This is a genomic window from Bhargavaea ullalensis (genome assembly GCF_042432615.1).
Lineage (GTDB): Bacteria > Bacillota > Bacilli > Bacillales_A > Planococcaceae > Bhargavaea > Bhargavaea ullalensis.
The window spans coordinates 1-26105 of record NZ_JBHLWY010000025.1 but is presented as its reverse complement, the minus strand read 5'-3'; the positions used below and the strand labels follow the sequence as shown (position 1 = coordinate 26105).

The window sequence follows — 26105 nt, the reverse complement described above, 5'->3', positions numbered from 1 at the left end:
TGGGCAAGAACATGCGAAATATCCATTAAAATGACAAAACGACCCCAAAAGATTTCTTTTGGGTCCGTTTTGTCTACAGTCTGAGGGCCGGCGGAATGATTCCGCCGGCCCTTTTTTGATTTTTTAATGGTTCAGGCTGCCTTCGCGCACGGGTTCCGATGAAAGTCCGAGGGCGCGGGAAATGATGGCCGTGACCACCATGACGGCGATCACCGGAACCACCCAGCCGAGACCGTCATCATAAAACGGCAAGTATTCCTCAAGCAGGTGGATGACCGGATTCAGCCAACCGAATTCCGTTTCAAGCGATTCCGCCAACGCCTTCAGACCATCGGCAAGGCCGATGATGAACGCCACGGCCGTGGCCGACACATAAACGAGCCGGGCATGCCGGAACAGCGGCGACGTGAAGGTCAGCAGGAGAAGCGAAATGGCGAGCGGATACAAGAACATGAGGACCGGCACCGAATAGGTGATGATCGTGGACAGCCCGAAATTGGCGACCCCAAACGAAAAGACGGTGAACAGAAACACCCATGTTTTGTAGCCGATGGTCGGGAGGAGAAGGTGGAAATATTCTCCGCATGCCGTGATGAGCCCGATCGCCGTCGTCAGACAGGCCAGCGTGATGACGACCGCCATCAGGATGGTTCCGAAGCTGCCGAAATAGTATTCGGCCGCACTGCTGAGCACGGGTCCGCCCGTCTTGAACAAGCCGAACTTTTGGACGCTGGTCGCTCCGATCCAGGCAATCCCCACATAGAGGACGGCCAGCAGTAAAATCGCCGTCAGGCCGGACTTGAACGTGGCGTTCATGATCCCTTTGTTGCTCGTCACCCCCATGCCTTTGATGGAGCTGGTGACGATGATCGCAAAGACGAGCGCCGCGATGGCGTCCATCGTGTTATAGCCTTCCGTGAACCCTTTGACAAACGATCCGGACGCGTAAGCGGCTTCCGGATCCAGGACACTGCCCATCGGACGGAAGACCGCCACTCCGATGAGAACCAGAAGGAGCACGACAATGCCCGGGGCCAGCACCTTGCCGATCCGGTCAACAATTTTCGCCGGATTGAGCGACAGCCAGAGCGTGATGGCGAAAAAGACGAGTGTAAACAGTAGGAGCGGAAGGAATCCCGCGTCCTGTCCGACGAATGGCGTGATCCCGATTTCATAGGCGACGGCACCGGTGCGGGGCGCCGCGAAAAACGGCCCGATGGTGAGATAGAGAACAGCCGAGAACAACAGGCCATAAACCGGATGAATGCGGCTCGCCAGCTCTTGAAGGTTCCGGCTCCCCGAGTACCCGATCGCGAGCACGCTCAGGAACGGAAGGCCGACACCGGTGATGAGAAAGCCGATGAGCGCCGGCCAAAGCTGATCGCCCGCAAGCTGCCCGAGCTGCGCCGGGAAAATGAGGTTGCCCGCACCGAAGAACAGCGCGAACAGCATCACACCGACGACAAAGTAACTTGAAAAAGGTAATTTCTCCTGCATAACAACCAGGATCCTCTCTTTCCGACTTACCGAAAACGGTAGAATATTCAGCCAAGAAACGGCTGATTTCGACATAATGCGATATATCAGCGTCCTTCATCCTACTACGAATGATTGGGGATTGCAAACAGTATATATCTGATAGTTTTCACTTGTCTTAAGTTGGTCAGGATTTCTTTCGTTTAGTGCTTGCAGAACCGGGAATACAGAAGACAGACGCAACGCATAAGGAGGACAAACAACATGAAAAACAAAGCAATGCTTGCCGCAGTCGGACTCGGTGCAGCCTACCTGATGCGAAACAAAGACTCCCGGGATAAACTGAAAAAACAGTTCAACGATTTTTCTGGCGGCGGAGACAGCAACACGCCAAAACGCCAGTCCCAGATGAACAACGGCAAAAGCCAGCAGTCCAATAAAAAAGGCGGCCTGCTCACGAGCTTCTTCGACTGAGCCACCGCTTCTGAGGCCGCTGAAAAAGAACCAACACCCTTCGTGTTGGTTCTTTTTCGTGTTCAAGTTGATTTTTGCTGCGGGGGCGAAGGTTTCTTTCCAGACATTCACCCGGGGCGATTCCCTTCCCGACATTCGGCGGTGCTATCCCGACATTCACGGCGCGTATCCCGACATTCGCCCTGCCGCGATTCCTTTCCAGACATTCAACGGCGCTATCCCGACATTCACGGCATCTATCCCGACATTCGGCTCCTCTATCCCGACATTCGGCTCCCCTATCCCGACATTCGCCCTGCCGCGATTCCTTTCCAGACATTCAACGGCGCTATCCCGACATTCACGGCATCTATCCCGACATTCGGCTCCCCTATCCCGACATTCGCCCTGCCGCGATTCCTTTCCAGACATTCAACGACGCTATCCCGACATTCATGGCATGTATCCCGACATTCGGCTCCCCTATCCCGACATTCGCTGCCAGTAGCTTTCAAGAATGAAAAAAACGAGATTGTGACCCGGTAAGTGGGTGCAATCTCGTTTCTTCTTCTACCTGCCTCGGCTTCCTCCAACCGAGCGTCAATTTATATCACTCGTGGCTCAACTCAAGTCATTGGGTCACCGCATTGGCGGCCTGTTTCCGCTCGGCTTTCCTCACCAGCCAGATGCTTGCCTCATAAAGGATCGCCATCGGGATCAGGACGAGGAGCTGGCTGATAAAGTCCGGCGGTGTGATGAGTGCGGAAATGACTGCAATCGAGACATACGACCATTTGCGCACTTTCTTCATCGAATCAGACGTCAGCAGGCCGATGGAACCGAGGAACAGCGCCACGATCGGCAGCTCGAACAACAGGCCGATCGGCATCGTGGTCATGAGCAGGAATCTCATATACTCCTGCGCGGAGACCATGACGTCAAAATTCGCCGCGCCGAGCCCGATAAGGAATCCGTAGCTCAGCGGGTGGATGACGAAGTAACCGAACGCCACGCCCGCGATAAACAGCACCAGCATCACCGGCGAATAAAGGCCGAAGAATTTTGCTTCGTTGTCATTCAGCCCCGGCTTCACAAACTGCCAGATGAAATGGCAGAGGAAAGGCAGCGACAGGCCGAGCGCAATAGCGCCGGACATCGTCATGTAAAACTTCACCACTTCAAGCGGCCCGAGAATGACCAACTGGTGACCTTTTGTCACGTAGGGGAACCACAGGTTGATCGTTGAGAAGACGATGATGAAGACGGACAGGAACACGACAGTCGCCTTGATCAGCGCTTTCCTGAGATCGTTGAGGTGGGTGACATAGGTTTCATGCAGTTCTGTTTCTGTCTCGCTCCCGTCCGGGTTGGCGTCCGGCGGTTTCTGGCCAGGCGGAGTGGGGCTGCCCGCACGGTGATCCTGTGCCGCTTCCGCAAGCGCTTCGGCCGTTGCCGCTGCTTCGGCTTCTTTGCCCGAGCGCTCCCCCGCCGTTTCAGACGCGGATTTCGCCGCCTCCGCCTTTTTCTTGTCGATCGGACTCAGAACTGTTTTGTAGTCATTGCCGTACGGGTCCATCCAATCACATCCTGTCTTTCAATCAGATCTGCAGACGACAGGCCGGCCGGTTGCCATGCGGCGTTCCGGCCGGCCTGCCGGCATGCAGTCTTATTTTTCTTCGCTCAGTTCTTCCTTGCGCGGCTTTTCTTCGTCGTTATCATCAATGATGTCCTTGGCCGACTTCTTGAATTCTGAAAGTGTCTTGCCGACTGCCGAGCCGACTTCAGGCAACTTCCTTGGTCCGAAGAGAATCAGGATGATGACCAGAATGATGATCAGTCCCGGAACTCCGATGCTTGCAATGCCTCCCATAGATATTGCCTCCTTTTTTGTGTGTGATCTGAAGCTTATGAATGAAGACGTGCTCTGCTTTTCTTCTGTCCAGCTCCGGGCGGCTGCCCCTCGGGGTCATAAGCCGATCCGCGCCGCGAAGCAAGCTTCGCTCTGCGGATCATCTTATGCCTGTCGGGGCAAAACGCCGCCCTCCGCTTTTCTTGTGTCCAGCTCCGGGCGGCTGCCCCTCGGGGTCATAAGCCGATCCGCGCCGCGAAGCAAGCTTCGCTCTGCGGATCATCTTATGCCTGTCGGGGCAAAACGCCGCCCTCCGCTTTTCTTTACACCAGTGAGCCGCCTTCTTTGCTGTATTTGATGATGCCTTCGGCGCAGCGGTAGGCGAGGGCGCCGACGGTTCCGGTCGGGTTGTAGCCGCCGTTGTGGGAGAAGTTTCCGGCGCCGACGACGAAGAGGTTTTCCGCATCCCAGTGCTGGTTCCATTTGTTCACGACGCTGTCGCCCGGATCGGTGCCGAGGATGGTGCCGCCGGTGTTGTGGGTTGTCTGGTACGGGACGATGTCGTAGTCCGTGATCGGATTTCGGCCGACGGTCTGTTTGGGGCCCATCTTCTCCATGATCTCCACAGCCCGCTCCGTGATGTACTTGTGAAGGGCACGGTCCTGGTCAGTGAAGTTGTAGGTGAGCTGGAGCAACGGAACGCCGTAGACGTCCTTGTATTTCGTGTCGAGCGTCAGATAATTGTCCCGGTGCGGCATCGAGGAGCCCTGTGCCCCGATGCTGAGCGAGCGGGTGTAGTTCTCGACCGACGCCTTTTTGAATTCCGCCCCCCATGCCGGCGTGTCCGGCGGCACCGGATTCGTTTCGATCGGGCGGTTGCCGGTCTGGGTGATCGACAGGTTCCCCCCGTGGATGAAGTCCAGGTCGCTGTGGTCAAAGTTGTCGCCGTTGAAATCGTCGATCGTCATGCCGAGCGATCCGGCACCCATGAATGTGTTGAACTGATCATCGAAGAAACCGGTTGCTCCCGGAAGGATCTGATAGCAGTAGTTTTTGCCAAGCGTGCCTTTCCCGGTTTCGGGATCGTACATCTCCCCGATGCCCGACACCATGAGAAGCTTGGCGTTGTTCATGACGTAGCTTGTCAGGACCACGACTTCCGCCGGCTGGATGTATTCCTCTCCCGACAGCCAGTTGATGTAGCGGACACCTGTCGCTTTTCCGCCTTCATGAAGGACCTCAACGACGTTTGAATGGAACTTCACTTCATAGTTCCCGGTTTCCTTCGCCGTCGGGATGACCGTGATTTCAGGAGACGTCTTCGCCCCGTATTCGCAGCCGAATCGTTCACAGAAGCCGCAGTACTGGCAAGCGTTGATCGTCTTGCCGTCCGGGTTCGTGTAAGCTTCGGACAAGTTGGCGGACGGCAGCATGAACGGACTGTATCCGAGGTCTTTCGTCGCCTTTTCGAATTTCTCCAGAATCGGGGTTTTCTTCATGGGGCCGGTCGGATATTCACGTGAGCGCTTTCCCTGGAAGGGGTTTTTCCCGTCGCCTGAAATGCCCATCATGTACTCAACCTTGTCGTAATAGGGCTCCATCTCGTCGTATGTAACGCCCCAGTCGCGGATGAGATATTCCGATGACAGTTTGTCTTTTCCGTATTTCTTCTCCGTCTGGGATTTGATTTCGAAGTCATACGGGAGGTAGCGCCATGTGTGCCCGTTCCAGTGTGTTCCCGCACCGCCGAGACCTTCGCCGAGCAGGAATGAACCCATCGTCCGCATCGGCAGGGCCTGCTGGTCCCGCTTGTTGCGGAAAGTAATCGTTTCTTTGGACAAGTCCTGCATCAGTTCATAGCGCACCGCATAGCGGTACTCATCGTGGACACGCTGATAGTCGGCCGTGCCGCGCTCGCGCCCGCGCTCGATGCCGACGACCTTCAGTCCCGCTTTCGCACATTCGGCCGCGATGATGCCGCCCGTCCAGCCGACGCCGACTGTTACGACGTCCACTTTATCCAGTGTCTTTGCCATTCAGATACCCCCTCCTTAGTGTTGCCCGCCGAGTGATTCCGGCGAAATTTTCTGGAAGTCCTTGCTGTCAACCTTGTCGATATACGCCATCTGGTGGCCAGGGAACTGTTTCATCTTCCAGCCTTCCATGCCGCGGTTGCCCCCGTACATCGGATCCGAATAAGCGCCTTCCAGCGTGGCCGATCTGAGCAGGCGGAAAAAGAATCCGGCCGCTACGCCTTCCATTTCGACTTCATCTTTCTGGAAAGCGGTGATCACTTCATCCCGCTGGTCGCCGTCGATGTCCACGAAGGATTTGTCAAAACGCTTTTTGGCTTCTTCGTCCATCTTGTGGATGCCCTGAACGAAGATTTCCTTCCTCCTCAGGCGGCTTTGGTAGCCCTGTGTCGCCTCGCCGGCCAAAAATGGACCCTGCATATACTCTTTCTCGTTGTTGCCATAGGCACCGGCCAGCTGATGATCGATAAAGAATGGGACGCCGAGCCCTTTGGCACCCGGACCGAGATCGTCTTCGGGGAAGATCCGCTCCGTTGCTTCGGTAAGGACTGCGAAGTCATGATCATTTGTAAAGAACATCCTCCCGTTCGGCGACCCTGCGGATTCATCTTTCCTTCCTCCGCTCCGGTCACCCGTGCCGTCCGCCGTCTTCGTTCCGGAACCCTTCATGTTATAGCCGATAAGTCCGCCGATCACGCCGCCTCCGACGAGCGTTCCCGTAGCCACTCCGGCTGTTTTCAGGAAGTCGCGCCTGGAAACGTCTTTTTGTTCGTCCGCCATCCGTCTTCCTCCCTTTTATAGATGTATTGGCAAATATGGAGTCATACGGGGAGCATACCCTTCCGGTTCTTCGTTTTATACCGGTCCTGCCCTCCCGTGTCCATATTCCTTCTATTTCCGGTTCCCTGCCAAACCCGCAGTCAAACCGGCCGCCGGGACAATTCAGCAGAAACAAGTCTAAAGTCTCGGAAAGTTGGGGAAATCCGACTGAACAGGAAGCCCTATATTGTCCGAATTTGTAGAAAGTCTGCCAATCTCTCATAACAGGCTGTATACTAATTGTTGTGATAATATTAATCATTCACGAAAGGGGAATGCACCATGTCACAAACGTTATGGGACCGCATGTGGGACTGGCACGACGAAGCCAAGCGGATGTTCACGTTCTTCATCCGCCCCAATCAGGTGAAACTGAGCGCGGACGGCTCGGGGGCGCCGTTCGGCTATACGGACAAAGAACCGGGCGACCAGAGAAATAAACGAAGTTATACGACACCGCAGCTGATCGGCCTGATCGGAGGGCCGCTCCTGTTCCTCCTCCTGCTCCTGTTCTATCATCCGGAAGGACTGTCGGGTGAGGGGCGGGCCATCCTCGCCTCCACCGTCTGGATCGCCGCCTGGTGGATCACGGAGGCCGTGCCGATCCCCGTCACTTCTCTCCTGCCGCTCGTTCTGTTCCCGCTTGCCGGCGGCCTCGACGTCAAGGCGACGGCCTCCGCCTACGGTGACGAAAACATCTTCCTTTTCATGGGCGGGTTCATGATCGCGCTTGCCATGGAAAAGTGGAACCTGCACCGCCGGATCGCGCTGACGATCATTTCGGCGATCGGCACGAATATGAACAAAATCATCCTCGGCTTCATGGTCGCCACAGGATTCCTGTCGATGTGGATCTCCAACACCGCGACGGCGATGATGATGGTGCCGATCGGACTCGCCATTACATATCAGGTTGCCGATGCCCTGAAAGACGGCTCCCAAGCCGTCGACAAAGAAAACTTCGGATTCGGCAAGGCGCTCATGCTCGGAATCGCCTATTCGGCATCGGTCGGCGGAATCGCCACGCTCATCGGAACGCCGCCGAACACGGCGCTTGCCGCGGCGATGGAGAAAATGTACGGCATCGAAATCTCCTTCGGCACTTGGATGCTGTACGGCACGCCGTTCGCCTGGGTGTTCATCCTGCTCATCTGGCTGTATCTTGTGAAGATCGCCTTCCCCGCAACGGTGAAGGAACTGCCGGGCGGACGGCATCTGATCCGCCAGGAAAAAGAGAAGCTCGGAAGCGCATCCACCGAGGAGAAGCTCGTCTTCACCGTCTTCATCCTCGCCGCGCTTTCCTGGATCTCCCGGTCGTTCGTCCTGCAGAGCTTCCTGCCGGGCATCTCCGACGGCGTGATCGCGATGTTCTTCGCCGTCCTCCTGTTCACCGTCCCCGCGGTCAACGTGAAGGGCGACCGCCTGCTCGACTGGGAAACGGCCGTGAAGCTGCCATGGGGCATCCTGCTCCTGTTCGGGGGAGGACTCGCCATTGCCGCGGGATTCGTCAGCTCCGGCCTGTCTGAATGGATCGGCGGCCAGCTCACCGCACTTCGCGGCGTCCCGGTGATCCTCGTCATCCTGATCGTTGCCACGCTCGTCATCTTCCTGACCGAGATCACCTCGAACACGGCGACCGCGGCGATGATGTACCCGATCATGGGCGCACTCGCCATCGCACTCGACGTGCATCCGTTCGCCCTCATGGTCGCTGCAGGAGTGGCTGCCTCGTGCGCCTTCATGCTTCCGGTCGCCACGCCGCCAAACGCCGTCGTCTTCGGTTCCGGCTACCTGCGGATCCCCGACATGGCCAAGGCCGGCCTTGCCCTGAACCTGATCGGCATCGTGCTCGTCACACTCTCCATCTGGTTCCTGCTTCCGCTGATCTGGGGCATCGACCTGACGACCGTGCCGGAACTCTTCAAATAAGAAAAGCCATGCAGCCGGATTTCCGGATGCATGGCTTTCTTTTATATGGACCGGGCCGCCTTCCCGCGACGCCAGAACCCTTTCGATCTATTCACGGCCTCTTCCGGACTTCTCAGGGGGCCTTGCGGACTGTTCACGGACCCTTGCCGTCTTTTCATCTCCGCGCCCGGATTTTCTTCCGGGCAACAAGCGAGAAGATCAGGTAGACGACCGGGAGAACGGCAATGACGAGGATGAGCAACTCCCAGCCGCCGGTTGTCCAAAGCGGCGAGAGCAGCGTGCTGCCCGCGGCCACGCCGATGTAATACGAAACGAGATACAGGCTGGATGCGCTGCCTTTATGGTGTTCCGCATCCCGGGCAACAGAGGCACTCGTGAGCGAGTGGGCGGTGAAGAACCCGAGACACATGACGCACAGCCCCGCCACGACGGCCGGCGTCGTCCCGCCGAGCGTCAGGAGGATGCCCGACGACATGATGACGATGCCGGTAATCCGCACGGGCCTGAGACCGAACTTGCCGGCAAGCCATCCGGCGAGCGGCGAACCGATGACGCCGATCCCGTAGGCGAAGTACGTATACGAAATCGCCTCAAGCGACAGATTGAACGGGGCCGCTCCGAGATGGAACGGCAGAAACGTCCACACGCCGGTGAAGCTCAGCTGAAGGACGATCCCCAGGCCGAACAGGATGAGCAGGAGCGGATTCCGCAGATGAAACAGGAATGCCTGCATGTCTTCCTTCGCAGTCCCGGCAGCCGGATCGAAACGCCGGGATGACGGAAGAAGAAGCAACACGGCGACCGCAATGACAGCGCCGGCAATCCCGATGCCCAGAAAAGCGGCCTGCCAGGAATAATGTTCGGTCACCCACCCGGTGACGAAGCGGCCTGTCATGCCGCCGAGCGCGTTCGTCGAGATGTAAAGCGCAGTTGCAAAACTGGCACTGCGCCGGTCGACTTCCTCGCTGATGTAGGCAAGGGCCGCCGCCGGAACGCCCGCAAGTGCAATGCCCTGCAGAAACCGCAGCAAAATGAGCAGGCCGAACGAAGGAACGAACGGCATGATGAAAAACGGGATGACCGCCAGCACGACGGAGCTCTTGATGAACAGCGTGCGGCCGCGGCGGTCTGACAGGAAGCTGATGACGAGCAGGCCGATGATCAGGCCCAGTGTCGTCATGGAGACTGACAGGCTGGAAACGGAAACGCCGATGCCGAACTCCTCTGTGAACAGGGGCAGCAGCGGCTGGGTTGCATACATCGCCGAAAAGATGAACAATGAAGCGAATCCGAGCGCCCCGATGATTTTCCAGAAGGCCGCGTCTCTCAGTGTATAAGGCTTGTCCGAAGGCTGTTCCACCATGCAACACTTCCCGTCTCTTGATCCGTCCATTATAGCATGACTCCGGAGTGCCGTTTTGCACTGGCGCTCCGCTTGCCCGTCATCCCTCCCTGCGCAGCGTGACGGAGACGATTTCCGGAGGATTCAGCACGCGCAGCGGCACGATGCTGTTGCCGAGCCCCCGGCTGATGACAATCCGGGTGCCGCCCTGTTCATGGACACCCGACGTCAGATCCGGAAGCCAGCCCTGCCCGGGGGCGATCAGCCCGCCGATGAACGGCAGCCGCACCTGGCCGCCGTGTGCGTGGCCCGAGAACGCGAGCGGAACGCCGGCTTCCGCGTAAAGATCGAGCTGCTCCGGCCGGTGTGCCAGCAAAACTTGATACACATCTTCCGGGATGCCGGCCGCCGCTTCAACAAGAGCCTCCGCCGCATGCGCATCCTCTCCGGCTCCGCCGGCGCCCATGAGCGGATCGTCGATGCCCGTGACGGCAAACCGGCCGTCACCGCGGCCGACCATTACGGATTCATTGCGCAGGACATGCACGCCCGCGTCCGACAGCGCACCAGTGACCGCGCCGACTTCATTCGATGCCGCCTCATGGTTCCCGGTCACATAAAACACATCTGCAATGCCCGTCAGGCCGGGGATCATCGCCATGCTTTTTTTCAGGTCAAAGCGGTTGCTGTCGATAAAGTCACCGGTGATGAAGATGCAGTCGGGGCGCTCTTTCCGCACCGCTTCGACGAGATCTTCCTGCGCCTTGCCGAATTCCGAGTCATGGACGTCCGACAGCTGGACGATCCGCAGCCCGTCAAGCGCTTCCGGCAGCCGGCTGTCCGCGATTGTATGGCGGGTCACCGTCAGCCTTCCGTTGTCCCAGTAGAGAAACACAGACACGGCCAGCACGGCGGCCAATAAAACCAGCGTCTTTTTCAGCTTCATCCCACCCTTTCGCCGCTGTGCTGCGTTGTCTCCTTTGCAACAAAAACCAACCATCTCCCCTCCGGAAAAACCGGCAGAGGGATGGTTGGTTCATTCAGATCAAACCGTCTCGGTCGTCCCGCTTTCAGCAAGGATTCCCTTCTTTTTGTTCGCCGGCGAAAGCGCCCGTTCAATCCATCCCATGACCAGGTCTGCGACGACGGCCATGAGGGCGGTCGGAATGGCGCCGGCCAGGATGATCGCCCCGCCGTCGGTGACGTTCGTGCCGCGGATGATGATCGACCCGAGACCCCCGCCGCCGATGAACGCGCCGATCGTGGCCACGCCGATCGCGATGATGAGCGCCGTGCGCAGCCCCGCCATGATCACTGAGAGCGAGAGCGGGAGCTCGACCATGAACAGGCGCTGTGCACCCGTCATGCCCATTGCACGTCCGGCTTCAAGAATCGGCCGGTCCACGCTTTTGATGCCCGTGTATGTGTTCCGGATGATCGGCAGCAGCGAATACAGAAACAGTCCCATGACGACCGTATTTGCACCGAGTCCCATGACGAGCATGAGCACGGCGAGCATCGCGAGCGCCGGGATGGTCTGGATCAGGTTCGCCGCCGTCAGCACCCAGCCGCTCAGCTTGCCGTAGCGGGCGATGAGGATGCCGATCGGAATGCCGACAATCGCGGCGAACAGCACGCCGTACGCCGACATGAGGAAATGCCGGAAAAACTGCTCCATGACATAAGAGCCGTTCTGACCGTAGTACGTCCAAAGCTCCTGCAATGTTTGCATCCTGATCACTCCTCCCTGAAGTAGTTGTGTTTTTCCAGAAACTCTTTGGCCACGAGGGAAGGCTCCCGTTTGTTGACGTCCGCCTCATAGTTCAGCTGCGTCATCGTTTCGGCATCGATCTTGCCGGCGAGGCGCTTGAGCAGCGGGTCAAGTTCCGGATGCTTTTTGATGACATCCTTCCGAGTGACGGGTGATGTCTCATACGGAGGGAAGAAATGCTTGTCATCTTCCAATGTTTTCAGATTGAACGCTTTCAGCCGGCCGTCCGTACTGTACGCAAGGACGACGTCCATCTTGCCGCTGCGGACCGCCTGATAGACAAGGCCGATCGACATCGGAAGCGCTTCTCCGAACTCAAAGCCATAAGTTTCAACGAACCCCGGATAGCCGTCGCCCTGACGATTGAGCCAGTTGTTGTCGACGCCGAGCGTCAGCTCATCTGCAATTTTACCCACGTCAGATACCGTCTCCAGCCCTTTTTCCTTCGCCAGCTTATCGGTGACGGTGAACGCATAGGTGTTCTGGAAGCCGTAGGAGTCATACCAGATCTGATCGAACCGCTCATCGAACTCCTTCTTGACGAAAGCCATCGCTTCATCCGGATCTTTCATCGGCTCGGTATCAAGTATCGATGCCATATCCGTCCCGGTGTACCGCGCGGCCGTAATATCGACTTGTCCGCTGGTGAGTGCCTGGTGCTGAATGATTGAGGTTCCGAGGTTTTCAATCATCTCGACTTTCAGGTCGGTCTCATGTTCAATCAGATGACGGAGCATATGGCCGAGCACCTGTGTTTCCGTGTGAGTAAGAGTGGAGATCTTCACCGTGTTGTCCGCTCCCCCGCCAAGGCCCGGAAGAGAGCAGCCCGGCAAAAGCAGAACCGCTGCAACAATCATCATTAGAATCGGCCGGGCCAGTTTCCTGCGGCCGGATGCATGTTGAGGCTTCATCATGCGGCACCTCCCTGTCCCCGGATCCCTTTCGGTGTGGCATGGTACTCCACGCGTCCGAGCAACCAGTCAAGCAGGATGGCCAGCAAGGTAACGGGCAGTGCCCCGCCGATGACGAGATCTGTGCGGAAAAGGTTCAGCCCGTCAAAGATGAAGTCGCCGAGCCCGCCGCCGCCGATGAACGAAGCAAGCGTTGCCCAGCCGATCAGATACACTGCCGACATGCGGATGCCCGCCATGATGACCGGGACGGCAAGCGGAAGTTCCACGCTGGCGGTGCGCTGAAACGAAGTCATCCCCATGCCCCTCGCCGCCTCAAGCAGATTCCGGTCCACATTTTTTACACCGATATATGTATTCCTTAAGATCGGCAGCATCGAGTAAAGGAACAGCGCGGCAATCGCCGGCACTTTCCCGATCCCGAGCAGCGGAATGAAAAACGCCAGGATGGCCAGGCTCGGGAACGTCTGGACGATCGACACGATGCCCATGATGGCGCCCGCGGCTTTCGGTATGCGGACGAGCAGGATGCCGAGCGGCACGGCCACGAGAACGCCGAGCAGCAGTGCGGCAAATGATATGTAAAGATGCTCCCATGTCTTTTCCAGGAGCAGGACCCCGTATTCCGAGAAGAATGAACGGATTGCGTCCATCAGGATCCCTCCCCGGCTTGTGGAGCGGGAGCGGCCGCCGCTTCACCGACAGCGGCATCCCCTTCGTCTTCCTCTTCTCCCCAGATGGAATCGTACAGGACGTCCACGAGGTTCGTCCTCGTGATGATGCCGATGAGGCGCTTGCGTTGATCCACGACCGGCACGTACTTTGAGCCCCGGATCAGTATGTTGCGGGTGGCATCCCGGAGGAGCGTATCCGCACGCACTGTCCCGATGTCGCGTTCCATCAGATCCGCAACCGCCGCATCACGGTCCCGGTTCCGGTCAATCTGCTCGATCGTGATTTTTCCGCGGAGAATTCCCGCGTCATCCGTAACGAGCAGCGAGTCGACCCGGCGCCTGCGCATCGTACGGACCGCTTCGGAAATGGTGGCCCCGAGCCCGATCGACACCGGATCGGGGTTCATGATCTGGCCGACCGTCTGGAAGTGCTGCTGCGCTTCCGCAAGCCGTTCCTTTCCGATGAAATCGCGTACAAAATCATCCGCAGGATTGCGGAGGATTTCGTCCGGCGAGCCGACCTGGACAATCTGGCCGGCCCTCATGATGACAATCCGGTCCGCGAGCTTGATCGCCTCGTCCATGTCGTGCGTGACGAAGATGATCGTCTTGCCGAGTGACTGCTGGAGGTTTTTGAACTCCGCCTGGAGCGAATCCCGTGTGATCGGGTCAAGCGCGCCGAACGGCTCGTCCATGAGGATCAGCGGCGGATTGGAGGCCAGTGCGCGGAGCACGCCGATCCGCTGCTGCTGTCCGCCGCTCAGTTCGTGAGGGAACCGGTCGAGAAATTCTTTCGGCATATTGACCAGATCAAGCAGTTCTTCCGCCCGCTTGTTGCGGTCTTCCGCCGATACGCCCTTCAGCTTCGGGACGAGCGCAATGTTGTCACGGATGGTCATATGCGGAAACAGACCAATCTGCTGGATCACATAGCCGATCGAACGCCTGAGTTCCACCACATTTTGGTCGAGGATATTTTTCCCGTTGAGTAAAATCTTGCCTTCGGAGGGCTTGACGAGCCGGTTGATCATTTTCATCGTCGTCGTCTTGCCGCATCCGCTCGGCCCGATAAAGCAGATGAATTCCCCTTCGCCGATTTCCAGATTCAAATGATCGACGGCCCGCTTGCCGCCCGGATACACTTTTGATACGTTGTCGAATACAAGCATGTCATTCCCCGCCTTCTTTCTCTCTTGTCCATCGTGTAATGGAAAAGGGTTCACTCAAAGCGAACCCTCACTTACTATCATAACATACTTTTTTCTCAGTATTTTCCGCGTCCATTCCTGGATCCTGTGCCGTTGAATCCAAGGATTGGAATCCGGTCTTCATCGATTTTAATTTGTTCGAACGGAATCTCCATGATGAATTCATGCAACCCATACGGTTTTAACGGAAGCTTATCTTGGACAAACGGATCATTTGTGACAAGGACTGCCTTCCCGTCGTCCGTGATTCCTTCCAAAAGGAACCGGTGGCTGCCGTAGACCGTATAAGGAATGATTTCATACGCATCATCCAATTCTTTCAGGGAAACTTCCCGGATGAACCGACCGTGCTTTCCGCTCTGCGGCTTAAACCCGTCCTTTTGCGCATCGGAATCTTCAGTCGCCAGATAATAAACCCGCTGATACGATGCGAGTTCATATTCCCTTCCTCCCCACTTGGCAAACCTTCCTTTTTTCAATTTCATCTCCTCCCCACCTTTCTATTTTAGTTTCATTATAAACGTATCAGAAAATTCTTTCTACATATTCTTACAACGTTTTTCATCATTTTAATGGGTATTTAGACTCACCCCGGACAAAAAAACAGCCGGGGAAGCAGCGCCTCCCCGACCGGTCTGCAAAGCTTAAGGGCAGTGGTTACTTGTCGTTCCACTTGTCCTTGAATTCGCCGACTTCTTTTTGAACTTCACCCTTGGCTTTGTCGAATTTGCCCTCTGCCTGTTTGGAAGTATCGCCGGTTGCATTGCCCCATTGATCCTTCGCTTCGCCCTTCACCTTATTGACGGCGCTTTTCATTTTATCGGAAAATCCATTGTCTTTGTCGTTCATGTTATTTCCTCCATTCCGGTTTATAGATTTTGAATCAAAGGCGGTCGCGGTTGTCGAGGTCACGGTTGCGAAGCTCGAGGTCTTCGGTGTCATCAAGATCCGCTGCCGCATCATCCGCGAGCCCGGCTTCTCCGCCTGCACGGCCGAGCCGGCTGTCGTAGCCTCCCGTCCGGTTCATGTTGACGTCTTCCGTCCCGCTGATGTCCACTTCCTCGCGGCGCACTTTCTCGCTGACGGTTTCCGTATCCTGGACTTCGTCTTTCTTCACGACGATCTCTTCGCTGACAACCGGACGCTTCGTCACTTCCACCCGCTCCTCGGTGACCGGGATGTGGATGCTCTCTCCGTCGTCAAATACTTCTCCGTCCGCCATTTCATCATTGACCGGACGGCGCTCGATCGTGACTTCTTCACGCGAAACAGGCACTTCCACCGTCTGCTCATCCGTGACGACGTGTTTGTCGATGTCGACTTCGCCTGCCTGGACGCGTTCCTTGTCGACGTTCAGTTTTTCTTCGTGGAGTCGGAGCCGCTGCTCGTCGGTCAGGTTATCCATGTCGAGATTGTCCGTACGATCGGTTCCGGTCATATAATTGTTGTCACGGAACTTGGCCGCATCGCTTTCCGTATAGGCGCCGCTGCCGACCGTTTCCCCGCGGCCTTCGCCGAGCGGAGGGGCATCGACTGTCATGCCGTCCTGATTGACCGAGGCAGAGTCATAGTGGTTGACGTTCGTGCCGGTCACGCCCGTTGTGCCGACTGCCGTGTCATCTGTGAAGCTTTGGCCGTAGTCCCGGTCCGCAAACAGCAGGATGCCGCCATTTTTCGCATCATTGTAGTATCGGGCTGCTTCCGCATCGGTGAAGCCCATATCCGTGAATGCTTTGTTGACCGGCTCTTCCCCGCCGAGGAAGTCCATGAATTTGTCGAGCCAGCTATGATGCTCGTTCACTCCTTGAAGTTCCACATCCGTGCGGCCTCTCAGCATGGATACTTTATCCGCATTGTTCGTCACAACATACAGGTCGTTCTCATTGTAGCCTTGTGCCTTCAGTTCCTCGATCCGGTTGAGTACTTCCGTCTCCGAGTTGAATGTGCCGATATACTTTTTGTTGTCCATGTCTATCCCTCCAATTTTTATTTTCACAAGTGCGATGCAACTACTGTTTTATGTACCCGGATTGCAGTCAACGAAACTATTACAAATGTTACAGCGGCGGCATCCGGAGCTGGGTGGGCACGTGTTTGAAGAAGATCGAACACGGCAATATTAAAGGTATGAACCTGGCGGAGAGCACCTGCTTCACCGGCGCTTTCCGGACCAAACCATGAAGAGAGGTGCCATAAAATGGCTGATCAAGAAAAGAAAAAAGTAGAGGAACAATGGGGAATGGACAACGAACTTGACATGAACCCCGATAAAAAAGATGACCCGGAAAACATGAAGGGGCAAAAAGGCGAAAGCATCTACGATATGCACGAAGACATGCAGACGGTGGATGCCATCCCGATCGAAGACAGGAAACAAGAAGAACTGGAGGAACAACGTCCCCGGATGACGAAGCACGATTCCTCGTCCATGCAGAAGTATCCCGGCGCCGAACTTGAGAACAATGAAGAAGAGATGGACGGCGAGGAAGGCAAGAGATAAAACCAAACGCAAAAGCAGCCGGACCTTTGGCAGGACCGGCTGTTTTTTTGATGTTTTCCCTCCCATGGCGGCGCCATTCGTATCCTGTCCGGCGTAAATTGTCGGACGGCGTCGTTATTTCCCGGGAAATGTCGCCCTTCAAACTTTCGCTCTGGATGCATTCCGACGGGCGGCAACAGAACCGAAGACGACCAATAGGAAAATCAGCACGGCCGAGACGGCAACTGCCCCCGTCAGGCCGCCGGTTTCCGGACCGCCGTCCAGGAAGGCCATCCCGTATTCCGGCAGCTTCCATGGCGACCATGTCCAGTGGCTTCCGAACATGCCCTGCACGATTTGGCCGATGAACAGGATGCCGAGCGCCGCCCCCGCCGCTCCGCCGGTCGGCAGTGCCGCGCTGGCGGCGACGGTCAGTGTGATCACGAGCAGGATCCAGATGCTGTAGACGGCCAGGAACCGCATGATCGACCCCGCGTCCGGATACCGGTCGTACAGCTGGATGACATACGTCATGGCCATGCCGTATCCGAGCCACACCGAAAGGGTTCCGAGCAATGAAGCCGAAAGCCACTTTGAAGTGAAATAAGCGGCGTAGGAAATCGGCCGGACATAAAGGAGCGTGCCGGCTCCGCTTTTCCTCTCGCCCGACAAGGCTGCCATGAAGGCAAGGACGAGCACGAGCGTTCCGATCATCTGGTATTGGCCCGTCAGCGACATGAGAATATCCCCGCCGGTCATATCCGGCAGATTAAACTCGGCCCCGTCCGGGAGATTGCCGACGCTTTCCAGTATTTGAGGCATAAAATGGTAGGTCAGCGGTTCGAGCGCGCCGAAAAAGATAAACACGAGCGGCACCCAGATCAGTTTGAATCCGCGGACCTGTTCCATCCATTCTCTTTTGAGGAAAATCCAAAACTGTCTCATGGACGGCCCACCACCTTCATGAAGATTTCCTCGAGCCGGACGGTGTCCCTTCCGACTGTCCGGACTCCATCGGCATGTCCTGCCGCAAATCCGAGAACACTTTCCAGCGATGCGGCGGAGGCTCCGACTCTGACGACTGTCCCTTCAATTGCGGCAGGCCACGGACAGGATGCCGCAAACCGCTGGGCCGATCCGCGATCCGTGAACTCAAGCCGGTATCCGTCACCGCCATACTTTTCCCGGATGTCTTCGAGCGCCCCCTGCTCAACCAGTTTTCCTTCCCGCAAAAACAGAAGCTGGTCGGTCATCTCCTCCGCATCGTTTAAAATATGGGTCGAATAAAGAATCGTCGACCGCTCCCCGAGCTCCTTCAGCATATCCATCACTTCACGCCGGCCCGCCGGATCCAGCGCGGACACCGGTTCATCCAGCAGCAGGAGCGAAGGCCGGTGGATGATCGCCTGGGCAAGCCCGAGCCGCTGCTTCATGCCGCCGGAAAACCCTCCGACCCGCTTGCCCGCCGAACCGGACAACCCCACGAATCCAAGCGCCTTCTCGCATTCCAAGCGCAGTCCGCGTGCCGGCAGCCCGCTAAGCCCGGCGGCCATCTCCAGGTATTCAAGCGCATTCATCCACGGGAAAAAGCTCGGATACTGCGGCAGGAATCCGATGTTCGCCCTCGGGTCTCCTTCCGCCTTTCCAAAAGAGACGGTGCCTGCAGTCTGCCGAAGAAGCCCTGCCAGCATCGACATCGTTGTCGTTTTTCCGGAACCGTTCGGACCGATCAGGGCGGTCGCGGTTTGACCCGCCAATGTAAATGACAGATTTTCCACGGCCGCTTTCCCGTTAAACCGTTTTGTCAGATTGAGAACCTCAAGCACAGCCGTCATTCATGCCGCCTCCCGATCGTGAAGTAGAGGATCGGACCGAGCGTGTTGATGAAAAGGACGATGAGCACCCACATGTAGACGGGGCCGTTTGCCGTCCGCTTTCTGTACAGGTCGGCAAACGCGATGACCTTCAGGATGAGTTCGATGACGAAAAGCGGCCAGATCAGGCCCCACGGCACTTCCGCCAGCATTTCTTTAATGGGCATGGTTCTCCCTCCGTTCAGCTTGATTGCTTCTTCTACGGGTTCCGCATGCCATTGGTTCCCGTTTTAAAAAAATCCTTCTGCCGGCACAGCCGGTCAGGATTGTTCCGCCGGTGCGGCGTGCTATACTGTTTGAATGGAACGGAGGTACCTGTTATGAAAAGATGGATTTATCCGGTCATGGTCGTCATCGCTTCGGCCTGCTACGGAATCCTTTCAACCAATATCAAGCTTGCGATGAAGGCCGGCTTCACCGCTTCGGAGGCGGTCACCGCCCAGTACATGACCGGTTTTCTCCTTGCCGTCCTGCTGCTTGCGGCAACCTGGGGAAAGCATCATTCATTCAAAGGATGGGCCGCCCTCATCCCTGCAGGGGTTTTCACCGGGATGACCGGCATCGTCTATGGACGCTCGCTTATTTATCTTCCCGCTTCCCTCGCCGTCGTCCTGCTGTTCCAGTTCACTTGGATCGGTATGCTCATCGACTGCATCGCTGCCAGGCGCCTGCCGAAGAAAGTGGAGTTGTTTTCTCTGGCCCTGCTGTTCATCGGCACGATACTCGCTGCGGGCGTGATCGGCACCGACATTTCCGGCATCCCGTGGCAGGGCTGGGCATGGGGGCTTGCCGCCGCGCTCTCGTTTTCCCTATTCGTCTTCTCCAACCGGAAAGCCGTACCCGGAATGGATACCGTGACGCGGCTCGCCATCACATCGCTGTTCGCCGTCCTTGTCGTCTCCCTGTTTCAGTCTCCAGAGATTTTATGGAACGGTAAAATCCAGGAAGGGTTGTGGACATACGGGCTCCTGCTCGGGACGCTTGGGATCATCGTGCCGGTTTCCCTATTTTCCATCGCGATCCCGCAGGTCGGCTCGGCCCTTGCCTCAATCCTAAGCGCGACGGAGCTTCCGGTTGCCGTCACCGCCTCCGTCTTGCTCCTGAACGAACCCTTCCGCTTCTCACAGCTGGCAGGTATTTTCGTCATCCTTGGGGGGATGATGCTGCCGACCTGGGCGGATCAACGGAGGAACCGCCGGGCCCTCTGAGGCGTCACCAATTTGTCGGGATCTTCGACGGTCTGTCACACTTTGCTCATCCGTATCATGGTTTAATGTGAATAGTTGAGACTTTTTGATGAGGAGTGTGGAAGTTGATGAAAAAGTGGTCTTTCGCGTTGCTCTCGCTCGTTCTGGCCGGCGGTCTCGCCGCATGCGGAGCAGACGATGATGCGGACAGCGCAGGAAATGATGAACACAGCGGCCACGGCGAACAGTCGGCGGACGAGGGGGTACATCCGCTCGAAGTGGAGCTCGAACTTCCTGAAACAGCCGCTGCCGGCGAAGAAGTGACCATCCGTGCCAAAGTGACGATGAATGACAAAGTCATCGACGACGCAGACGAAGTGGAGTTTGAAATCGAAGATGAATCCGGGGAAAGCGAAATGATCGAAGCGGCCTTTGACGGAACCGATTCCTACTCGATCGACCATGCGTTTGAGCCGGGCACTTACAAAGTGACCTCCCATGTCACCGCTCATCAGCAGCACACGATGCCGAAAAAAGAAATCACGGTTGAATAACGAGACGAAAATGCCCGGCCATTTGCGGCCGGGCATTTTCTTTATCTTGGAGTGTGTGTTTTCAGATTCCGCTTTTCTTCCCGAGCAGAAGAATGATCGCCGGGATGAGGAGCGGACGGACGATGAACGTGTCGATCAGGATGCCGAGCGCCATCATCATGCCGAACAGCTTGAGTTCGTTGACCGGCATCGTGGCCAGGACGAGGAAAGTGGCGGCCAGGATGATGCCGGCGGAGCTGATGACGCCGCCTGTGCGCTCGATTCCTAGACGGACCGCCTCATGCAGGTCATGGCTCCGCTTTTCTTCCCGGATGCGGGCAATCAGCATGATCGAATAGTCGACGCCGAGTGCCACGAGGAAGACGAACGAATAAAGCGGGATCCGGTAACTGAGCGCTTTCTGCCCGAGGAACACATCAAACAGGAATATGGACAGTCCCAGTGTCGCCGCGTAGGACAGGATGAGCGTCCCGATCAGGTAAAGAGGGGCGACGACGGACTTTGTCTGGAAGCCGAGCATGACCGCGATCAGCAGGGCGACCGAGACCATGACAAGGATCGTATCCCGGTCGTTGATTTCTTTCAGGTCGGCGTTCAGTGCACTTTCGCCGGAAAGGTGGAATTCTGTTGCCTGGATGCCGGCCTCCCCGGCGAGCTCGCTTCCGTGTGCACGGAGGTTGTCGGCGGCGTCCAGTGCAGCTTTATCGTACGGATTGCCTTTGAATGTGACCGTCATGCGGGCGGCTGTCCCGTCTTCGGACACCGGGTGACCCTGGAAGCCCGTACGCTCGATCCCGGGTTCCTCGGCGATCCGTTCAGAAAGCCGGACTGCCGCTTCCGGATCGATGTCTTCATCCGACACGACAAGCACGGTGCCGGGTGCAAGCTCCCCCTCCCCGAATCCTGCCGCAAGCTGCTCATATCCTTGCCGCGAGGACAGGTCTTCCGGGAAAGATTTCACGAGATCGAACGATTCCCGGTAATTGAAGATGTTCAGGGAAGACAGGACCAGCAGTGCCAGCACGGCAACCAAGAACACGGCCGGCCGTTTTGTCACAGCACCGGCGATGCGGGACCAGATTGTCCGCTTGCCTCTTTTTGTTTTTTCATCTCCGTAGTTCGGGATCGACGGCCAGAAAGCTTTTCTTCCGGCTAGCGCAAACAGTGACGGCAACAGCGTCAGCCCTGCTGCCAGCATGGCAACGGCGGCGATCGCAAAGACAGGTGCAAAGTTGCGGTACGGCTCATACAGCGAGGCAAACAAAGTGAGCATTGCCAGGAAGATCGTGCTCCCGCTGAAGAAGATCGGCTCTTTCACATGAAGCATGGCTTCCTTCATCGCATCGGCCGGGTGTTCATGCTCTTTCAGTTCCTCGCGGAAACGGGAGAAGATGAGGAGCGAATAATCGGTGATGACCGCGAACAGCAGGATCATCATGATCGACAGCGCCTGGCTCTCCGTGACGAACAGTCCGGTTTTCGCCCCGATCCCGATCAGCCGGTCAACGACGGCATACACGATACCTGCGCCGACGAGCGGGATGAACGCGAGCAACGGCGAACGGTAGATGATGAGCAGCAAGACGAGGATCAGTCCGACTGTGGACAGGAGCAGAACCACGTCCGCACGTGAGAACAGCTCGGTGGCGTCCGCTGCAATGCCGGCGGGTCCGGTCCAGTTGATCTCCAGTCCATCGGGCGCTCCTGACCTGACCTTCTCTTTCAGGTGATCCATGAGGACCATCATTTCGTGGCCCTCCATTTTTTCTGGGAGCGTGACCGGGACGAAGAACGTCGTGCCGTCCTCCGACAGGAAGGCCTCTTTCTGCCCGATCAGCGCTTCTGCAGGCAACACTTTCAGCTCTTTGAATTTCGGGTCATCGGCAATGGCGCCGACGGCTTCGGCAAAGCCGGATATTTCTGCATCCGTCAGTCCTTCTTCGTCACGGATGACACCCATGGCCGGCAGGCCGCCGCCTTCGGGAAAGTACTCTTTCACTTTTTCGGCTGCGACGATGGATGGTTCATCCGCAGGCAGGCCCGAGTTTTCGTTTGGCTTGACGAACTCCTTGGATCCGGGAGCGGCAAAAGACAGAATGGCCGCTGCAACAATCCAGATCAGCAGTGTAATGACATAACGGCGCTTGCCCCTCACTCCCGGGACGCCTTCTTCTCCGTCATGAACGTGACTGCAACGAACAAGGCAAAACTGAGGAGCAGGATGGTGCCCCCGACAATGTAGAAGATGAGCGAGAATGTTTCATTCACGTTAAATGGCTTCAGGAACTGGAGCCACATGCCGGCCGTGAGACCGATCGCTCCGATGATTCCCGTCCAGCCCTGGATCAACACGAGTTTCGGCGTTCGGACTGTATACAACTTGTAAAACACACCCCAGGCGAACATCGACAGCCAGCCGACGAGCAGAATGTGGGCATGGACAGGACGGAATGCATAGGACCCCGACCCGGCCATATGGGAACCAAGGATGGTGCCGAGCAGACCGAAAAGCGCCGCAACGCGCATCAGGCGCAAACTCCATTTTTCTTGCATGAGAAATCCCTCCGTTTGATTGTTTAACCTCATTGTAAAGAGCGAAGGTGAACGGAGGATGAACTCTGCGTGACAACTTTGCCACATGCACCGCAAGGAACAAAAAGACCGGCGCAAGATGCACCGGCCCTTCAGTTCATGAACATGGAAGCGTGAGAGTGAAACGGGCGCCGCCGTTCGGTCCCTCTTCCGCCCGCACCGTACCGCCGTGGAGGGTGACCACTTCTTTGACGATCGACAGACCAAGGCCCGTCCCGCCTTCTCTTGAACGGGCCTCGTCCGCCCGGAAAAAACGGTCAAAGACCCGCTCGCGGTCGTCCGGCGCAATGCCCGGTCCGTTGTCCTCAACGATAAGGATGACCGATTCCGGCGCGGCCTCTAGCCGCACCGCCACTTCTCCGCCGTCCGGTGTATACTTGACCGCATTCGACAGCAGATTTTCCCAGACCTTTTCAAGAAGTTCGCGGTCTCCCGGACAGCTGGCATCATCGAGCTCCATCGATATGGAAATGCCCTTGGACTCAAATGCCCAGCGGTATTTCCGGATCACTTCCCGCAGCTGTACGCTGAGGTTCATGGGTTCAAACTCGGGGAGGTCCGTGATCTGGTCCAGCGAGGTGAGCAACAGCAATTGCCTCGCCAGATCTGAAAGCCGGAGAGCTTCATCACGGATGATGGCCGAGTACTCCTTTCTTTGCCCGTCCGGCAGCTCCGCCTTGCCGAGCAGCTCCGCATATCCCTTGATGTTGAGCAGAGGAGACTGAAGATCATGTGACACATCACTGATGAACGCCTTCCGGGCCCGGTCGTTCTCCTCCAGCTTGCGCACCATCCGCCTGAAGCTGTCCGAGAGCTGGCCGATCTCATCATTGCGCCTGATGTCCGGAAGCGCAGTGAACCGCTCCTGGGCCACCTGGTGGGTCGCTTCGGTCAATTCCGTCAGCGGCCGGATCAATTTCTTGGCTGTATAAAGCACCGCCATGAATCCGATTGCCGCGATGGAGACGAACATGATGGCCGACAACCAATGGAGCTCATTGAACAAAAGCCCGATATCCGGCCGGAGGAACAGCGCATACCGGTTTCCGCCAAAGGTGAACGGGACTCCGACCGTGTTCGCCACGTCATTAGCAAAATAACCCGACCAGAATGTCTCTGCCGGCAGGTCCCGCATGCCGTGGTATGTATGGCCGTCCAACACGGAAGCGACCGTCCCTCCCGGCAGGGAATTTTCCTTGAACGGTCCGCCGTAAAAGGAACCGCCGCCTTCCCTGTCCGAAACATAAAGAATGTAGCCAGCCTCCGCCTGGGTGCGGAGATACCGCTCGAGATCGATCCCGTCCGACGATTCAATGAAAGAAACCATCGATTCGGCAATCTTGACGTGCTTCTCATCATTCTCCACTTTCATGTCCCGGTGATAAACCGTGTTCACGACCAGGTAGGAAAGCAAAATACCGGCGGCGAGCACCAGGATGGAGGACAGAACAAATTTTCCGTACAGCGACTTCAACGGACTTCCTCCAGCTTGTATCCGACACCGCGCACCGTCACGATCTCCACTTGGTCCGTCAGCGTTTCCAGGCGGTCCCGGATCCGCTTGATATGCACGGACAGGGTCCGGTCATCTCCCTCATAATCCAGCCCCCACACCCGTTCCAGGAGGAATTCACGCTCAAACACGACATTCGGCCGGGAAGCGAGTATGGCAAGCAGCTCAAACTCCTTGAGCGGCAAAAGCAGAGTCCGGTTAGCGCAGTGGACTTCGTAGCTTCCCCGGTCGATCTGCAGCGGGCCGACCGTCACGACGGAACCCGCCTCTTTCCCGTAGCGACGGAGAATCGCCTCCACTCTGAAGAGAAGTTCCTTCGGCTCAAACGGCTTGACGACATAATCATCGGATCCCGCCCGGAAACCGCGTTCTTTGTCTTCAAGCGAACCCCTTGCAGTCAGAAGAAGAACCGGCAAGTCCCGGAATGACTTTAATTCTTCGGTCAATGCAAATCCATCCATCCCCGGCATCATGACATCGACGATGGCCAGGTCCGGAGCTTCCTCATCCATCATGGCAAGCGCCTCCATCGCATCCGCCGCCTGCAACACTTGATAACCGGCTTCCTCAAGCTGGATTCTCACCAGGTCCCGGATTCCTTTATCATCATCCACAACCAGCACCCTCAATGACGTCCACCTCTTTTCATTGATTCTATTGTGCATGAAAAGCCGGCTCCCTGACAATTGAAACCATGCGTACGGCTCAAGGGTCGACTCGGGGCCGGTTCCGTACGGTTCGACCTGGAGAGTGGGTGTTTCCCTCTTGGAAAGCGGAACCCGTACGACTCAGAGCCGGATCCGTACGGTTCAAGGGGAGATCCGTACGACTCGGGGCCGAATCCGTACGACTCGATCTGGAGAGTGGGTGTTTCCCTCTTAGAAAGCGGAACCCGTACGACTCAGAGCCGGATGCGTCCGGTTCAAGGGAAGATCCGTACGACTCGTGGACGGAACCGTACAACTCGCCTTGGAAAGCGGAACCCGTACGACTCATAGCCGGATCCGTACGGTTCAAGGCCGGATCCGTACGACTCGCCCGGGGAGCTGCCTGTTTCGCTATTGGAAAGTGGAACCCGTACGACTCGAGGGCGGATCCGTACGGTTCAAGGGTCGATCCGTACGACTCAAGCCTCGATCCGTACGACTCATCCGGATTCCCCTTTTTTACAGCACAAAAAAACCGTCTCCATAGGGAGACGGCTTTGTGCCCAGCGGCGTCCTACTCTTGCAGGGGGAAGCCCCCAACTACCATCGGCGCTGAAGAGCTTAACTTCCGTGTTCGGGATGGGAACGGGTGTGACCTCTTCGCCATTGTCACTGGACTATTGAGCTTGTTCGCTCAAAACCGGATAAAACAGACATTGAACCAAATTTCTGCCGAACCTTGTTTATGCATGAGGTTAAGTCCTCGATCGATTAGTATCCGTCAGCTGCACGTG

The 26105-nt window shown here is 57.0% G+C and carries 26 protein-coding genes and 1 rRNA gene; 5 read left to right on the top strand and 22 right to left on the bottom strand.

Features of this window, described 5'->3' with window-relative positions; genetic code table 11:
* Positions 1 to 123: 123 nt before the first annotated feature.
* The gene (brnQ, locus tag ACFFIY_RS06820; RefSeq protein ID WP_354199506.1) at positions 124 to 1497 is read right to left on the bottom strand and encodes a branched-chain amino acid transport system II carrier protein; all 1374 of its coding nucleotides are present in this window, start codon (positions 1495 to 1497) and stop codon (positions 124 to 126) included.
* A 243-nt stretch (positions 1498 to 1740) separates the two neighbouring features.
* Here brnQ and ACFFIY_RS06815 point away from each other — a divergent pair, with 243 nt between their 5' ends.
* Positions 1741 to 1950 carry a hypothetical protein gene (locus ACFFIY_RS06815; RefSeq protein WP_354199508.1) on the top strand — a complete coding sequence of 70 codons (210 nt, stop codon included), beginning with the start codon at positions 1741 to 1743 and terminating at the stop codon, positions 1948 to 1950.
* Between the two features lie 610 nt (positions 1951 to 2560).
* On the opposite strand, the gene tatC is transcribed toward ACFFIY_RS06815, so the two are convergent.
* From tatC to ACFFIY_RS06795, 4 genes are all read right to left on the bottom strand, one after another.
* Complete coding sequence (tatC, locus tag ACFFIY_RS06810; protein WP_354199510.1) at positions 2561 to 3505, bottom strand: twin-arginine translocase subunit TatC; 945 nt, start codon at positions 3503 to 3505, stop codon at positions 2561 to 2563.
* A 90-nt stretch (positions 3506 to 3595) separates the two neighbouring features.
* Positions 3596 to 3799, bottom strand: coding sequence for a twin-arginine translocase TatA/TatE family subunit (gene tatA / locus ACFFIY_RS06805; RefSeq protein ID WP_354199512.1), 204 nt, complete (start codon positions 3797 to 3799; stop codon positions 3596 to 3598).
* 302 nt (positions 3800 to 4101) lie between these two features.
* Positions 4102 to 5814 (bottom strand): GMC family oxidoreductase, encoded by a 1713-nt coding sequence (locus ACFFIY_RS06800; protein ID WP_354199236.1) that lies wholly within the window; start codon positions 5812 to 5814, stop codon positions 4102 to 4104.
* A gap of 15 nt (positions 5815 to 5829) precedes the next feature.
* On the bottom strand, positions 5830 to 6591 hold the full coding sequence (locus ACFFIY_RS06795; RefSeq protein ID WP_354199238.1) for a gluconate 2-dehydrogenase subunit 3 family protein: 762 nt from the start codon (positions 6589 to 6591) through the stop codon (positions 5830 to 5832).
* Positions 6592 to 6912: 321 nt separating this feature from the next.
* Here ACFFIY_RS06795 and ACFFIY_RS06790 point away from each other — a divergent pair, with 321 nt between their 5' ends.
* Positions 6913 to 8559 carry an SLC13 family permease gene (locus ACFFIY_RS06790; RefSeq protein WP_354199240.1) on the top strand — a complete coding sequence of 549 codons (1647 nt, stop codon included), beginning with the start codon at positions 6913 to 6915 and terminating at the stop codon, positions 8557 to 8559.
* A 154-nt stretch (positions 8560 to 8713) separates the two neighbouring features.
* Here ACFFIY_RS06790 and ACFFIY_RS06785 read toward each other — a convergent pair whose 3' ends face one another.
* The 9 genes from ACFFIY_RS06785 to ACFFIY_RS06745 form a co-directional block, all read right to left on the bottom strand.
* On the bottom strand, positions 8714 to 9922 hold the full coding sequence (locus tag ACFFIY_RS06785; protein WP_354199242.1) for an MFS transporter: 1209 nt from the start codon (positions 9920 to 9922) through the stop codon (positions 8714 to 8716).
* 79 nt (positions 9923 to 10001) lie between these two features.
* Positions 10002 to 10847 carry a metallophosphoesterase gene (locus ACFFIY_RS06780; RefSeq protein ID WP_354199244.1) on the bottom strand — a complete coding sequence of 282 codons (846 nt, stop codon included), beginning with the start codon at positions 10845 to 10847 and terminating at the stop codon, positions 10002 to 10004.
* A gap of 99 nt (positions 10848 to 10946) precedes the next feature.
* Positions 10947 to 11633 carry an ABC transporter permease gene (locus tag ACFFIY_RS06775; protein ID WP_354199246.1) on the bottom strand — a complete coding sequence of 229 codons (687 nt, stop codon included), beginning with the start codon at positions 11631 to 11633 and terminating at the stop codon, positions 10947 to 10949.
* Positions 11634 to 11638: 5 nt separating this feature from the next.
* On the bottom strand, positions 11639 to 12532 hold the full coding sequence (locus ACFFIY_RS06770; RefSeq protein ID WP_354199275.1) for an osmoprotectant ABC transporter substrate-binding protein: 894 nt from the start codon (positions 12530 to 12532) through the stop codon (positions 11639 to 11641).
* A 50-nt stretch (positions 12533 to 12582) separates the two neighbouring features.
* Positions 12583 to 13236 (bottom strand): ABC transporter permease, encoded by a 654-nt coding sequence (locus ACFFIY_RS06765; protein ID WP_354199248.1) that lies wholly within the window; start codon positions 13234 to 13236, stop codon positions 12583 to 12585.
* Complete coding sequence (locus ACFFIY_RS06760) at positions 13236 to 14426, bottom strand: betaine/proline/choline family ABC transporter ATP-binding protein (RefSeq protein WP_354199250.1); 1191 nt, start codon at positions 14424 to 14426, stop codon at positions 13236 to 13238. Before ACFFIY_RS06760 ends, ACFFIY_RS06765 begins: the two co-directional genes overlap by 1 nt.
* A 95-nt stretch (positions 14427 to 14521) precedes the next feature.
* Entirely contained in the window at positions 14522 to 14950 is a 429-nt protein-coding gene (locus tag ACFFIY_RS06755; protein ID WP_354199252.1) for a UCP033725 family protein, read from the bottom strand.
* A 172-nt stretch (positions 14951 to 15122) separates the two neighbouring features.
* The gene (locus ACFFIY_RS06750; protein ID WP_354199254.1) at positions 15123 to 15314 is read right to left on the bottom strand and encodes a CsbD family protein; all 192 of its coding nucleotides are present in this window, start codon (positions 15312 to 15314) and stop codon (positions 15123 to 15125) included.
* Between the two features lie 34 nt (positions 15315 to 15348).
* Positions 15349 to 16434, bottom strand: a complete 1086-nt coding sequence (locus ACFFIY_RS06745; RefSeq protein WP_354199256.1) for a DUF2382 domain-containing protein — start codon at positions 16432 to 16434, stop codon at positions 15349 to 15351.
* Between the two features lie 228 nt (positions 16435 to 16662).
* Between ACFFIY_RS06745 and ACFFIY_RS06740 the strand changes: the two genes are divergently transcribed.
* Positions 16663 to 16965, top strand: coding sequence for a YczO family protein (locus ACFFIY_RS06740; protein ID WP_354199258.1), 303 nt, complete (start codon positions 16663 to 16665; stop codon positions 16963 to 16965).
* A 138-nt stretch (positions 16966 to 17103) separates the two neighbouring features.
* Here the strand turns inward: ACFFIY_RS06740 and ACFFIY_RS06735 are convergent, their stop codons facing one another.
* The 3 genes from ACFFIY_RS06735 to ACFFIY_RS06725 are packed head-to-tail and all read right to left on the bottom strand — an operon-like array spanning position 17104 to position 18985.
* Complete coding sequence (locus ACFFIY_RS06735; RefSeq protein ID WP_354199260.1) at positions 17104 to 17889, bottom strand: ABC transporter permease; 786 nt, start codon at positions 17887 to 17889, stop codon at positions 17104 to 17106.
* A complete protein-coding gene (locus ACFFIY_RS06730; RefSeq protein ID WP_354199262.1) occupies positions 17886 to 18779 on the bottom strand; it encodes an ABC transporter ATP-binding protein in 894 nt (297 codons plus the stop codon). Before ACFFIY_RS06730 ends, ACFFIY_RS06735 begins: the two co-directional genes overlap by 4 nt.
* Positions 18776 to 18985, bottom strand: coding sequence for a PLD nuclease N-terminal domain-containing protein (locus ACFFIY_RS06725; protein ID WP_354199264.1), 210 nt, complete (start codon positions 18983 to 18985; stop codon positions 18776 to 18778). Before ACFFIY_RS06725 ends, ACFFIY_RS06730 begins: the two co-directional genes overlap by 4 nt.
* A 153-nt stretch (positions 18986 to 19138) precedes the next feature.
* Here ACFFIY_RS06725 and ACFFIY_RS06720 point away from each other — a divergent pair, with 153 nt between their 5' ends.
* Positions 19139 to 20026 (top strand): EamA family transporter, encoded by an 888-nt coding sequence (locus ACFFIY_RS06720; protein ID WP_354199266.1) that lies wholly within the window; start codon positions 19139 to 19141, stop codon positions 20024 to 20026.
* Positions 20027 to 20133: 107 nt separating this feature from the next.
* On the top strand, positions 20134 to 20559 hold the full coding sequence (locus ACFFIY_RS06715) for a FixH family protein (protein ID WP_354199268.1): 426 nt from the start codon (positions 20134 to 20136) through the stop codon (positions 20557 to 20559).
* 61 nt (positions 20560 to 20620) lie between these two features.
* Here the strand turns inward: ACFFIY_RS06715 and ACFFIY_RS06710 are convergent, their stop codons facing one another.
* From ACFFIY_RS06710 to rrf, 5 genes are all read right to left on the bottom strand, one after another.
* Complete coding sequence (locus ACFFIY_RS06710; RefSeq protein WP_354199270.1) at positions 20621 to 22714, bottom strand: MMPL family transporter; 2094 nt, start codon at positions 22712 to 22714, stop codon at positions 20621 to 20623.
* Entirely contained in the window at positions 22711 to 23112 is a 402-nt protein-coding gene (locus ACFFIY_RS06705; RefSeq protein WP_354199272.1) for a hypothetical protein, read from the bottom strand. Before ACFFIY_RS06705 ends, ACFFIY_RS06710 begins: the two co-directional genes overlap by 4 nt.
* A gap of 136 nt (positions 23113 to 23248) precedes the next feature.
* Positions 23249 to 24625, bottom strand: a complete 1377-nt coding sequence (locus ACFFIY_RS06700; RefSeq protein ID WP_354199273.1) for a sensor histidine kinase — start codon at positions 24623 to 24625, stop codon at positions 23249 to 23251.
* Positions 24622 to 25329: a response regulator transcription factor gene (locus ACFFIY_RS06695; RefSeq protein WP_376837210.1), complete on the bottom strand. Its 708-nt coding sequence runs from the start codon at positions 25327 to 25329 to the stop codon at positions 24622 to 24624. The genes ACFFIY_RS06700 and ACFFIY_RS06695 overlap by 4 nt, the downstream gene beginning before the upstream one ends.
* Before the next feature lie 543 nt (positions 25330 to 25872).
* A 5S ribosomal RNA gene (gene rrf / locus ACFFIY_RS06690) occupies positions 25873 to 25988 on the bottom strand.
* Positions 25989 to 26105: the final 117 nt, after the last annotated feature.